We start from the raw sequence: 11681 nt of genomic DNA on the forward strand, positions 1-11681 counted from the left end.
TCTTATAATTCTTTTACTGTTGGTTGTTGAGCTTCATGTGGGTGCTCAGCTCCTTCATATACATATAGATTATTGAAGAGGCTTCTTCCCAATCTACTTTTAGGCAACATACCTCTTACCGCTCTTTCAACTAAAAGCGTAGAAGATTTATCTTTCAACTGTCTTGGTGTTGTTGCCTTTTGACCACCTGGGTAGCCAGTATAAGAAAGGTACACTCTGTCAGTCCACTTCTTTCCTGTCAACTTCACTTTATCGCAATTGATAACGATTACATTGTCTCCACAATCAACATGCGGAGTGTAGCCTGGCTTATGCTTGCCTCTAATCATTTTAGCTACTTCACTTGCCAAACGTCCCAATGCTTTTGAGTTGGCGGCATCAACCAAGACCCACTGCTTATCTGCAGTTGCATTGTTGGTCGATTTTGTCTTATAACTTAGTGTATCCACTTCAGTATATTTAATTGACTTTTAATACTTTATTCAGTCCTCCCCTTAAAAAGGGACACAAAGATAGAAGTTTGATTTTTCAATTCCAACACCACTATTAATAATTCTTTTCAGAATTATTGGACATCTCATTGGCGAGTCAAAATACACTGTAGTCAAGTCGAGAATCAATGCTTATTTGCTGCCAGTTGTTTGTGCAAAACTTTCATGTCCTTTGGATAAGGTGCCTCTACTGATATTCTTTCCTTTAAGTTGTCGAAAACCAGTTCTCTTGCATGGAGCGCGAAACGTTTGATCAAAGGTAGTTCTTCTGTGTCCTTTTTGAGTTTAAACTTCCTTTTTATCTGAGAAAGGAATAGCGGATCACCCCCATACATCTCGTCATTGATCAATGGAGCCTTACTCTGCGAGAGGTGAATTCTTATTTGATGCATTCGGCCAGTTTCAGGAATACATTCAACCAACGAATGATATTTATAAAGCTCTAATGTATTTACGGTGGTTTTAGCAGGCTTGCCTACTGAGTAATCAATCTTAGTGACTCCTTTATTAAGTGCATAGATGGGAAGATCAATCACTTCGTTTCTAAACTCGTGTATGCCATGAACAAAGGCATGATATATTTTCTTGATGGAGCGGTGCTCGAACTGTAAAGAGGCATGCCGATAGGCTTCTTTATTTTTTGCCAGCAATATGCATCCTGAAGTCTCCTTATCTAGTCGGTGACATGCCGAGAGCTCTTCATTATATTTCTTGGCTAGCTTCTGTAAATTCAGAGGATCATTACGATCTTCTAGCGAAGCCATAAAAGGAGGCTTGTTGACAACCATAAAGTTATCATCCTCATAAATGATTAATGATTCAAAATTGATTTTCATGAATTGGTAAAATTAGCTAGAACTAAGCGTCTTCTTGCTCTAGTAACTCAAGTTCTAGACGAGCTTCTTCTTCCATCTCTTGTGTACTCTGACCAATAGGAAGTTTAAAACTAAAAACCGAGCCTTTCTTAACGGTGCTGGTCACACTCACTTTTGTATCATGTGCTTCTAGAATGTGCTTAACGATGGCAAGTCCTAAACCGGTACCTCCCCTTTCCTTAGACCTTGATTTATCAACCCTAAAAAACCTCTCAAATATTCTGCTAAGGTCTTCCGGAGGAATACCAACTCCCGTATCTCGAATAAAGACTTGTACCTCACTTTCGTTTACTTCAAAGCCAACATCAATACTGCCTTCATCAGTATACTTTATGGCATTGGAAACAAGATTCATCAAGACTCTATAGATTCGCTCTGCATCAGCATGAACAAATATGGGATGGTTGTAGTCTTCATCAAATCCGATGACGAGCCCTCTCTTCTCAACCTTGTTTTCTAACTGATCAATCACTTCGTGTGCCGTACGGACAATATCGAAGTGTTCCATATGCATCTTTATTTCTCCTGTCTCGATTTGAGAAAGGGTCAAGAGGTCATGGATTAAAGAATCGAGGTTATCTAAGCTTTTTGCTGCGCGCTTAAGAAATTTCTTACGCACCTTTTTGTCATCTATTGCACCATCTAATAAAGTATGTACAAAACCTTGCGCAGCGAAAACTGGTGTTTTTAGCTCGTGACTAACGTCAGCAAGAAATTCCCTTCTAAAGGCCTCTAACTTTCTAAGGTCTTCAATCTCTTTATTTCGATTAACACCATAAGTGTAAATCTCACGGTTTATTCTCTTTAGAGGGTTGTTAGTATTAGAGCTTTCTCCCTCATCTATAAATGAGAAATCTTTCTTCCTCATCTTGTTCAACACCTTATATATCTCACCTATTTCTCTGAATACTAAGAACTCGAATGTTATAAAAACAAGAAGGTAAGTCGCTCCAAAGGACAATAGCGCGGTTACTAAAAGTGCTATTTCAGAAACTTCAGGCACCAGAGATAAGAATGCCGTAGTCACCAGAGCCACAATCACGGCTAAGACTAAGGCCACTACTCTGGAATTTAAAGACATGACTAGGCTATTTCAAACTTATATCCTACTCCCTTAACTGTAGAAATGTATCCATCACCAATTTTCTCTCGCACCTTTCTAATGTGGACGTCTACAGTTCTAGCCAATACATAAACATCAGTACCCCAGATATTTTGAAGTAGCTCATCACGACTAAATACTTTGTTAGGATTTTGGGCTAAGAAGTACAGTAGTTCAAACTCTTTTTTCGGTAGGGTAAACTTATCGCCATTGGCACTCACCATATAGCTGGAGCGATCAATAGTAAGGTTACCTGCAACAATTTGTGGTTTCTTCTTATTCTTACTCTCTTTTCTAAAAAGGGCACTGATTCTGCTCATTAATGCTCTCGGCTTAATGGGCTTAGTGATGTAGTCATCGGCCCCTGCCTCGAAAGCAGCTACCTCAGAGTACTCTTCTGTTCTTGCCGTTAAAAAAGTCACATGTGCATCAGACATTTCAGGAATCTCTCTTATCTGGCGACAGGTTTCAACCCCGTCTTGCTCAGGCATCATGATATCTAGGAGAATAAGATCGGGCAAAAACTTCTTGGCAATAGAAACAGCTTTGATACCATCTTCAGCAATCTCCACTTCATACCCTTCTTTTTTGAGATTGTATTTCAACAATTCTAGGATATCGTGGTCGTCATCAACAACGAGTACTTTAGGGTTTTGCTTATTTGTCATGGATTTTTAGTTGTCTAACAAAGATATATGAAATATAACCTCTCTAGCAACAAATTTTCAATCACTCCACAATGGCCATTGGATGCTTTAGATTTTCAGCCTTTTTCAGTTCTACTCGCAGATAGCCAACGTATATTTTTGCTTGAAACTTAAGCGGCACTTTATTGAGGTCATCAGAAAGCCAAACCTTCAAGGTATTGTCCTCTTCAAATAGGCTGTCCTTTTCAATAATAGGGACAAGAACAACTGATTTTACCTTTCCGAACTTCGTCTTGATCACTTCTCTCCCTGTAAATTTCACTCTAAAGGGTTGCTCTTTTTCATCAAAGAAGGTCATTATGGTAATGATTTCCCCAACCTTAAGTTTATTGAAGTCTATCGATCGCAGATAATAATAGCCTGTCACCATATCTTGAACATTGTGCGGTATGGCATACTCCTCAGTACGCTCAAGCACTTTGGTCTCCTTGTGAAGCTTATTTACCGTAACAGAGTCTTTTTCGTGATGGAAATAAAGGATTTCGTTCTTTCTAAAGCGACCCTCTCTGATGTATCGATAGAATCGTTGAGGGATCAATTTTTCAGTATCGTAATAGGTACCCCAATTATCTCTTACTGGTGAAAAGAAATCGAAAATACCTGAGGTCTTTGCATTGATATCAATCTTCCAAGTCGGTCTATCATTGATTGTATAAATAATGTCGCTTACGCTAAAGGTCGCTTCTGCAGCTTTAACAAAGCCTATAGATGCTTTCATTTGAAGACGTTCGCCTGGCTTGAAAGGCATATCATCTGTCAAAGCATAATCTTGGGCACTAGCCAGCTGAAAAACACCGATAAAAAGGATCAAAAAAATTAGTCTCATATTAAACTTTCCAGTCTTTATGACAAATGCCATACCAGTATTTTCAAAGAGAGGGATATTGTGTCTTGAGATGCTCCAAATATGCAAGAAGGTTTCCGTCAAATTTTTGCTCTAATGTGAGTGCTAAAACGTCCTGTTGAGAATTGTACCTTAGCAACGACATAAAGAAAGTATTATTTGGCGTAAAATTATCAAAATAGCCGACATAACGCTGTGATTTAAAGTCAACAGTATCAAAATTCAATTTGATTTCATCAATCAATGCTGTCTTTAGCTCCTGCTTTTCTCCCAACTCTAAATCGGTTATTGAACGATATAATGAATCAAGTCGTTGGGCAGCGCCTAACATATACTTTTTAAAAGTCTCCTCATCTGCGTTCTTAGCAATGAAGTCATTGACCTCCTTACTGTCTTGCCCGTATTTTTCTTCCAAGAATAGGACCGCTCCTCTATCACCTATGAACGTAGCCAGGTTTTCATTAAATGTGACAGAGTCCTTAACGAAGAGGGTACCATGTGTCAGTTCATGGATAATTAAACTTGCCAAATCACCTTCAGACCTATTCAGCATATTTGATAAAACCGGATCTTTAAACCAACCTAATGTAGACCATCCTCCTGCCGTTCTCAATCCAACCTCCATCCCCTCTTCTTCTCGAATCCTTCTGGCCTCCTCAACAGCCTTTTCTCTATTGAAGAACCCTTTGTACGGAAACTTACCCACGACAGGAAAGCTCCAAAGCCTTGGTCGAAAGGCAAATGGTTCGCAGGCAGTAATAACAAACATTGAAGGTTTACCTTCTTGATCGAAAATGGTGGAGTAGTTCTCTGAGTAATTGATACCCAACCTTTCAAAAGCAAAGGCCTTCGCCTCTAGAATGACTTGGACTTTTGCTCTCTGATCGGCAGTGATTGTCGTATCTTGAAGATACTCTTCCAATGACACAGCTTCGTTGATTACTCTCAACTGACCTCGTAATTGCATCAGCCCATAGTTCACCAATTCGAACTGCCAAATCACTGCTGTCGCAATTAATACCAGCAGTACTAAACCCACTCTCTTGAGTATTTTCTTAACCTTCATTGGGGTGCAAAAATAAGCCTTAATGTATCGTTGCTAATTGTAGTCTTTCCCACTATCTTCACAGACTATTCTGAACACAAATACCCCATAAAGATGAGTGAGAATTCCGAAAAACTAAAAGCATTACAATTAACAATAGATAAGTTAGAAAAATCATACGGCAAAGGAGCCGTTATGAAGCTAAGCGATGAAAAAGTCGTTGATCTTCCATCTATACCGACTGGCTCATTAGGACTAGATATAGCACTAGGAATTGGGGGTATACCTAGAGGCCGTGTAATTGAAATATATGGACCTGAATCTTCAGGTAAAACGACTCTTACTTTACACTGCATTGCCGAAGCTCAAAAGAAAGGTGGCCTCGCTGCATTTATAGACGCTGAACATGCATTTGACAGAGGCTATGCTGAAAAACTCGGTGTTGATACTCAAAACTTACTTATCTCTCAGCCAGACAATGGAGAGCAAGCTCTAGAAATTGCCGAACACCTAATCCGTTCTGGCGCACTTGACATTATTGTGATTGACTCTGTGGCAGCCCTAGTACCGAAAGCAGAACTTGAAGGTGAAATGGGAGAAAGCAAAATGGGACTTCAAGCCCGCTTGATGTCACAGGCATTGAGAAAGCTTACCGGAACCATTAACAAAACTGGTTGTTCGTGTATTTTCATTAACCAGTTGAGAGAAAAAATTGGTGTGATGTTCGGAAACCCTGAGACGACTACAGGGGGTAATGCATTGAAATTTTATGCCTCAGTTAGACTTGACATCAGAAGAATTGGCCAGATCAAAGAAAGTGCTGACAATGTGATGGGTAACCGCACAAGAGTCAAAGTGGTAAAGAACAAAGTAGCCCCTCCATTCAAGATTGTTGAGTTTGACATCATGTATGGTCAAGGCATTTCTAAGTCTGGAGAGATTTTAGACCTGGGTGTTGAATTCGAGATCATCAAAAAGGCTGGGTCATGGTTTTCTTATAACGGAGAGAAACTTGGACAAGGGCGTGACTCAGTGAAGACTCTAATTGAAGACAATCCTGAACTATCCGAAGAATTGGAAAACAGAATTAAGGCTGTTATTAACGGAGAGGTAGAAGAAGCTACTGCGGAATAAGTAAAAACAGCATTTAGTAAAAAGGCCTCTGCGAGAATTTCGCAGAGGCCTTTTTCATTTCTTTTACTTGAAACCTATGCCGATCGCATTGCCTCCACAGGATCAAGTCGTGCAGCCTTTGCCGAAGGAATAATTCCTGAGACTATACCAATCGTACTTGAGACAACCACTCCCAGTAGAATGTTTTTGGTCGAAAGCATCACTTCCAAATTTCCTAATGGTATAAAGGTCAACAGGTAGACAATAAGAATTCCAGCCACACCTCCTAGTAGACATAAGAATATAGACTCAAACAAAAATTGGAAAAGGATGAAGTAGTTTTTAGCACCAAGTGACTTTTGTATACCGATTAGTTTGGTACGCTCTTGAACTGACACGAACATGATGTTCATAATTCCAAAGCCTCCTACGAGTATTGCAAAACCACCTATTACCCAACCTGCAATCCCCAATACATCGAAAATCCCTCCAAGAGCATCGGCAAGAGCTTCTGGTCTGTTAAGTGCAAAATTAGTTTCATCTTTTGGTCTCAACCCACGAACCTTTCTCAGCATGCCCTCCATTTCATTTTGAAGCTCCACAAGGCCTATATCACTATCATAACCCTTTACAGCTACGGATGGATTGATACCAAAGATTCGACCGATGTTATACATCTTAGTAAACATCTTATAGGGAATAAACACACGATCATCGCTGCTTGGAGTACCGATAAAGCTCTCGCCTTCTCGTTCCATTACACCAATCACACGCACCTTGTAGCCCTTAACCTTAATATCCTTACCTACTGCTTCTTCATTAGGAAACAACTGTTTGGCTACTTCATCACCTATTAGTGCGACAGTTCTTCCCCCTTCAATTTCTTGTTGCGTAAAGTATCTTCCCTTCTCCACAGCAACTTCATAAACATCTTTGTACTCATAGGTAATCCCCCAAATATCAGTACTACTAAGGCTGCTACTACCTTTTTTGATTACACTAGATGCTCTACCCACGATTGTGACCGCAGTAGCATTTTTTAGATTGGCATTTAGAAATTCATACTCTCCGTAGTTATTGTTGGGTCTTCGAAAGTACTTCCACCATGGATAATCAGGATCCGGACCATCTCCAAACGGGAATTTATCTACGGTAACCACATTAGAACCTAAGAAGTCAAGGCTATCCTTAATATTCTTTTCTAGAGAGTCTACTAGCGTAAAAACCAAGGTAATCAACATGATACCAATGGTCACGCCTAATAATGAAAGTGTGGTTCTGAGCAGATTAGTGGTTAATACCTGCATGGCAAACCTTATACTTTCTGCAAACAATTTTAGAAAAATACCTAATCGCATGGGAGAAGCGCTTTTAAAGCAACAATACTTTTACAACGTAAAGAATCAAAAAATGTAAACGCCTTAAAACGGAATTTGGTTAAAAAAACTATTCTGCTGATTGAAAGGAGCATTACTCGGTTAAGCGGAAGACCTGGTCCAATCGTAAAATCACAACATTTTAATAGCAGATTTCCAACAGAATAGATGCAAAGCTCAACCAAATATTCATATCTTTGCCAGCTATTTGAAATCCAAGGTTTAACTAGAAACCCTTTATGAAATTATCAGCTTTCAAACTTGAGCTTCCAGAAGACAAGATCGCTAAATATCCTGTAGAAAATAGAGACGAGTCAAAATTGATGGTGTTGCACAGAGACACTGGCGAAATTGAACACAAAGTCTTTAAGGATATCGTTGACTACTTTGATGAAGGAGACGTAATGGTGAACAATGACACCAAAGTTTTTCCAGCCAGACTTTATGGGCAGAAAGAAAAGACAGGAGCTCAAATCGAAGTATTCTTACTTAGAGAATTAAACTCAGAAATGCACCTTTGGGATGTATTGGTAGACCCTGCAAGAAAAATCAGAGTTGGCAACAAACTCTATTTTGGAGAAGGCGAGTTAGTAGCTGAGGTAATAGACAATACAACTTCTAGAGGTAGAACCATCAGGTTCCTATACGATGGTAGTGACGAAGAATTCTACAAGACGATTGACACACTTGGAGAGACTCCTCTACCAAGAACTATCCCTAGAGAGACTGAGCCAGAAGATAGAGAGCGATTCCAAACTATTTATGCCAAGCATGTAGGTGCTGTTGCTGCTCCAGTAGCAGGACTTCATTTTACACATCAAGTGCTAAAACGTTTAGAGATCAAAGGTGTAGATGTGACCCCTATTACACTTCACATTGGGCTTGGCACCTTCAGACCTGTTGATGTGGAAGATTTGACAAAGCATAAAATGGATTCTGAAAACTACACGATTTTAGATCCTACTGCTGACATCGTAAACAAAGCCTTGGATAACAAGAAAAGAGTTTGCTCTATCGGAACCACTTCCATGAGAGCATTAGAGTCTTCAGTTTCTGCGAGCGACAGACTGAAAGCTAATTCTGCTTGGACGGATAAATTCATCTTCCCTCCTTACGAATTCAAAATTTGTAATGCTTTGGTAACTAACTTTCATTTGCCGGAGTCAACACTTTTGATGCAAGCAGCAGCTTTCGCAGGATATGACTTAATGATGGAAGCTTACCAAACTGCTATTAAAGAAGATTACAGGTTCTTTAGTTATGGTGACGCCATGTTGATCATTTGATCGAAAATGAACAAGAAAATCGAAAGCCTTCTTAGTATACTAGGAAGGCTTTTTTAATTTTAACTATGCGGAAATACGCGATTATTGTTGCAGGAGGAAGCGGCACTCGGATGCTGAGTGAATTACCCAAGCAGTTTCTTCTCTTGAATGGTAGACCTATCTTGATGCATACGATCGAAGCGTTCAACTTTGATGGTATCAGGATTGTACTTGTACTTCCTGAGCAACAAATTCAGTACTGGAAGACTCTTTGTGAAAAGTATAGCTTTAGAATTCTACACAACATTATCCAAGGTGGAGAAACGCGTTTCAATTCAGTTAAAAATGGATTGAACAGTATAGAAGATAAAGAAGGTCTTGTTGCCATTCATGATGGCGTCAGACCATTGATCGACCGGTCTATAATCTCAATGTCTTTTACGCAAGCTGAAAGTCACGGTAATGCCATCACCTCAGTATCATTAAAGGATTCACTAAGAGAGGTCTCTTCGGGTTCTAACCGATCTGTGGATCGTGCGGCATTTCGCTTAATCCAAACACCACAAACCTTTCAGCTTGACCTCATTAAGACGGCATTCGAAGTACCATTTCAACCTACCTTCACTGATGATGCGTCAGTATTTGAAAACAGTGGAAAATCGATCCATTTAATTGATGGGGACTATAGAAACATCAAAATCACAACCCCAGAAGATTTATTGGTCGTTGAGTCGTTTTTAGTCGGATAAAACTCGCTTGAATTCAGATAGATTTTCCCTATCTTATTGCTCTAATTTTTATGATGAAACGCGCTATTTCCTCCCTTACCCTATTCGGGTTAGTCATCTGCTGCCTTCTATCCTGCAATCAGAAAGAAGATGAGTGGATTCAGCTTTTCAATGGCAAAGACCTTGAAGGCTGGACACCAAAAATTACAGGCTACGATGTGGGTGAAAATTATGGAGAGACTTTCAGAGTAGTTGATGGATTGTTGACCGTCTCTTACGACAACTATTATCGCTTCGACAATCGCTTTGGGCACCTCTTTTACAAAGACAAATTCTCTGATTACCTGCTAAGAATTGAATACCGTTTTATTGGTGAACAGGTTGAGGGAGGAGAACTCTGGGCGAAGAAGAATAGCGGTGTAATGCTTCATGCGCAATCACCTGAGTCTATGAATAACCAACAAGACTTCCCAATCTCATTGGAGGCCCAGTTTTTAGGAGGACTTAGCACGGGAGACAGACCTACTGGTAGTCTCTGCACACCCGGTACACATGTAGATATCGACAATCAATTTACCTCACAGCATTGCGTTACTGCCAATGCACCAACATATCATAATGAGGAATGGGTAACTATTGACATCCTAGTGAGAGGCGATAAAGAGATTGCCCATATCATCAATGGCGACACATTAATCAAATACTCAAACCCTGTGATTGGTGGAGGAGTAGTGAATAACTTCAAAGAAGAAATTAAGCAGGACGGTAAAATTCTTAAGGATGGATACATAGCGCTTCAAAGCGAAAGTCATCCCATTCAGTTTAGAAAAGTAATGCTGAAAGACCTCTCCAAATAGAGGAATCTAAAGGCACTCAAGATATACTAAAACTAATAATTATGAGTACAATGAATACTGGAACCACCATGAGACTAAGTCTAATGATGTTCCTCCAATTTTTTATCTGGGGAGGATGGTTCGTAACCATGGGAACCTACTTACTAAATAATCTTTCGGCAACGGATGGTGAAGTGTCCTTGGCTTACTCTACTCAATCTTGGGGGGCCATAATAGCACCTTTTATCATTGGATTAATTGCAGACAGGTTCTTCAATGCTGAGCGAATTTTAGGGGTTCTCCACTTAATCGGTGCTGGACTACTTTATATGATGTCTCAAGCCTCAGATTTCAGTGTATTCTATCCTTATGTGCTTGGTTATATGATCATATACATGCCAACCCTGGCATTGGTTAATTCTGTGGCCTTCCGCCAGATGGACGACCCTTCAAAGCAGTTCTCTACCATCAGAGTCTTTGGAACGATAGGTTGGATTCTGGCTGGGCTCGTTATCAGCTTTGTCTTTTCATGGGATTCTGCCGAAGGCATAAGCACCGGCATGCTCAAAAACACATTCCTAATGACAGCAATTGCTTCAGGCATATTGGGACTTTTCAGCTTTACATTGCCACAAACACCTCCTGCAGTTGAAAAAGGAGCCAAAGTAACACTAAGAGATATTCTCGGCTTGGATGCCTTGAAACTATTGAAAGACAGAAACTTTGCAGTATTCTTCTTCTCTTCTATTCTTATCTGTATCCCACTTGCTTTCTACTACCAGCAAGCCAATCCTTTCTTAACAGAAATTGGTGTAAGCAACGCTACAGGAAAGATGACGATTGGACAGATATCCGAAGTGCTGTTCATGCTCCTATTACCAGTCTTCTTGAAGAAGTATGGCATTAAAAAAACACTCCTATTCGGTATGCTTGCATGGGCATTGAGATACGTACTTTTTGCTTATGGCAACTCAGACAGCCTTGTATTTATGTTATTAATCGGCATTGCCCTACACGGAATCTGTTATGATTTCTTCTTCGTATCGGGTCAAATTTATACCGATTCAAAAGCTGGAGCAAAGTACAAAAGTGCTGCTCAGGGAATGATTACCCTGGCCACTTATGGTGTGGGTATGCTCATAGGTTTTTGGGCAGCCGGAAAAATATCAGCCTATTATGTTGAAGGAACTGTGCACGACTGGCAGAGCATTTGGTTACTACCAGCAGGATTTGCTGTGTTAGTATTCCTGATTTTCTTCTTCGCTTTTAAAAACGAAACTGTAGAATACGACAAGTAAT

General features: G+C 39.9%; 12 protein-coding genes. 5 read left to right on the plus strand and 7 right to left on the minus strand.

Annotated features, from left to right (window positions below; all coding sequences use genetic code 11):
• Nucleotides 1-2: 2 nt before the first annotated feature.
• The 6 genes from rplM to J4E76_RS17805 all read right to left on the minus strand — a co-directional run bounded on the left by rplM (nucleotide 3) and on the right by J4E76_RS17805 (nucleotide 5085).
• Nucleotides 3-449: a 50S ribosomal protein L13 gene (rplM, locus tag J4E76_RS17780; RefSeq protein ID WP_208506141.1), complete on the minus strand. Its 447-nt coding sequence runs from the start codon at nucleotides 447-449 to the stop codon at nucleotides 3-5.
• A gap of 167 nt (nucleotides 450-616) precedes the next feature.
• Nucleotides 617-1327 (minus strand): RluA family pseudouridine synthase, encoded by a 711-nt coding sequence (locus J4E76_RS17785; protein WP_208506142.1) that lies wholly within the window; start codon nucleotides 1325-1327, stop codon nucleotides 617-619.
• Between the two features lie 22 nt (nucleotides 1328-1349).
• Nucleotides 1350-2447: a cell wall metabolism sensor histidine kinase WalK gene (locus J4E76_RS17790; protein ID WP_208506143.1), complete on the minus strand. Its 1098-nt coding sequence runs from the start codon at nucleotides 2445-2447 to the stop codon at nucleotides 1350-1352.
• Between the two features lie 2 nt (nucleotides 2448-2449).
• Complete coding sequence (locus J4E76_RS17795) at nucleotides 2450-3136, minus strand: response regulator transcription factor (RefSeq protein WP_208506144.1); 687 nt, start codon at nucleotides 3134-3136, stop codon at nucleotides 2450-2452.
• A gap of 61 nt (nucleotides 3137-3197) precedes the next feature.
• Nucleotides 3198-4034: a DUF3108 domain-containing protein gene (locus tag J4E76_RS17800; protein ID WP_208506145.1), complete on the minus strand. Its 837-nt coding sequence runs from the start codon at nucleotides 4032-4034 to the stop codon at nucleotides 3198-3200.
• A 10-nt stretch (nucleotides 4035-4044) separates the two neighbouring features.
• A complete protein-coding gene (locus tag J4E76_RS17805) occupies nucleotides 4045-5085 on the minus strand; it encodes an aminopeptidase (RefSeq protein WP_208506146.1) in 1041 nt (346 codons plus the stop codon).
• Nucleotides 5086-5178: 93 nt separating this feature from the next.
• Here J4E76_RS17805 and recA point away from each other — a divergent pair, with 93 nt between their 5' ends.
• Nucleotides 5179-6198, plus strand: coding sequence for a recombinase RecA (gene recA / locus J4E76_RS17810; RefSeq protein WP_208506147.1), 1020 nt, complete (start codon nucleotides 5179-5181; stop codon nucleotides 6196-6198).
• A 74-nt stretch (nucleotides 6199-6272) separates the two neighbouring features.
• Here the strand turns inward: recA and J4E76_RS17815 are convergent, their stop codons facing one another.
• Nucleotides 6273-7535 carry an ABC transporter permease gene (locus J4E76_RS17815; protein WP_208506148.1) on the minus strand — a complete coding sequence of 421 codons (1263 nt, stop codon included), beginning with the start codon at nucleotides 7533-7535 and terminating at the stop codon, nucleotides 6273-6275.
• A gap of 257 nt (nucleotides 7536-7792) precedes the next feature.
• Between J4E76_RS17815 and queA the strand changes: the two genes are divergently transcribed.
• The 4 genes from queA to J4E76_RS17835 all read left to right on the plus strand — a co-directional run bounded on the left by queA (nucleotide 7793) and on the right by J4E76_RS17835 (nucleotide 11680).
• Nucleotides 7793-8839 (plus strand): tRNA preQ1(34) S-adenosylmethionine ribosyltransferase-isomerase QueA, encoded by a 1047-nt coding sequence (gene queA, locus J4E76_RS17820; RefSeq protein ID WP_208506149.1) that lies wholly within the window; start codon nucleotides 7793-7795, stop codon nucleotides 8837-8839.
• 65 nt (nucleotides 8840-8904) lie between these two features.
• Nucleotides 8905-9567: a 2-C-methyl-D-erythritol 4-phosphate cytidylyltransferase gene (locus J4E76_RS17825; RefSeq protein WP_208506150.1), complete on the plus strand. Its 663-nt coding sequence runs from the start codon at nucleotides 8905-8907 to the stop codon at nucleotides 9565-9567.
• A gap of 53 nt (nucleotides 9568-9620) precedes the next feature.
• Nucleotides 9621-10403 (plus strand): DUF1080 domain-containing protein, encoded by a 783-nt coding sequence (locus J4E76_RS17830; RefSeq protein WP_208506151.1) that lies wholly within the window; start codon nucleotides 9621-9623, stop codon nucleotides 10401-10403.
• Nucleotides 10404-10453: 50 nt separating this feature from the next.
• The gene (locus J4E76_RS17835) at nucleotides 10454-11680 is read left to right on the plus strand and encodes a nucleoside permease (protein WP_208506257.1); all 1227 of its coding nucleotides are present in this window, start codon (nucleotides 10454-10456) and stop codon (nucleotides 11678-11680) included.
• The last annotated feature ends 1 nt before the right edge of the window (nucleotide 11681 follow it).

This window comes from Roseivirga sp. E12, assembly GCF_017592825.1.
Classification (GTDB): Bacteria; Bacteroidota; Bacteroidia; order Cytophagales; family Cyclobacteriaceae; genus Roseivirga.

Excerpts from the sequence above, each read along its gene's own strand:
- J4E76_RS17785 (WP_208506142.1), bottom strand. The coding sequence starts at position 1,327 with ATGAAAATCAATTTTGAATCATTAATCATTTATGAGGATGATAACTTT.
- J4E76_RS17790 (WP_208506143.1), bottom strand. The coding sequence starts at position 2,447 with ATGTCTTTAAATTCCAGAGTAGTGGCCTTAGTCTTAGCCGTGATTGTG.
- J4E76_RS17795 (WP_208506144.1), bottom strand. The coding sequence starts at position 3,136 with ATGACAAATAAGCAAAACCCTAAAGTACTCGTTGTTGATGACGACCAC.
- J4E76_RS17800 (WP_208506145.1), bottom strand. The coding sequence starts at position 4,034 with ATGGCATTTGTCATAAAGACTGGAAAGTTTAATATGAGACTAATTTTT.
- J4E76_RS17805 (WP_208506146.1), bottom strand. The coding sequence starts at position 5,085 with ATGAAGGTTAAGAAAATACTCAAGAGAGTGGGTTTAGTACTGCTGGTA.
- recA (WP_208506147.1), top strand. The coding sequence starts at position 5,179 with ATGAGTGAGAATTCCGAAAAACTAAAAGCATTACAATTAACAATAGAT.
- J4E76_RS17815 (WP_208506148.1), bottom strand. The coding sequence starts at position 7,535 with ATGCGATTAGGTATTTTTCTAAAATTGTTTGCAGAAAGTATAAGGTTT.
- queA (WP_208506149.1), top strand. The coding sequence starts at position 7,793 with ATGAAATTATCAGCTTTCAAACTTGAGCTTCCAGAAGACAAGATCGCT.
- J4E76_RS17825 (WP_208506150.1), top strand. The coding sequence starts at position 8,905 with ATGCGGAAATACGCGATTATTGTTGCAGGAGGAAGCGGCACTCGGATG.
- J4E76_RS17830 (WP_208506151.1), top strand. The coding sequence starts at position 9,621 with ATGAAACGCGCTATTTCCTCCCTTACCCTATTCGGGTTAGTCATCTGC.
- J4E76_RS17835 (WP_208506257.1), top strand. The coding sequence starts at position 10,454 with ATGAATACTGGAACCACCATGAGACTAAGTCTAATGATGTTCCTCCAA.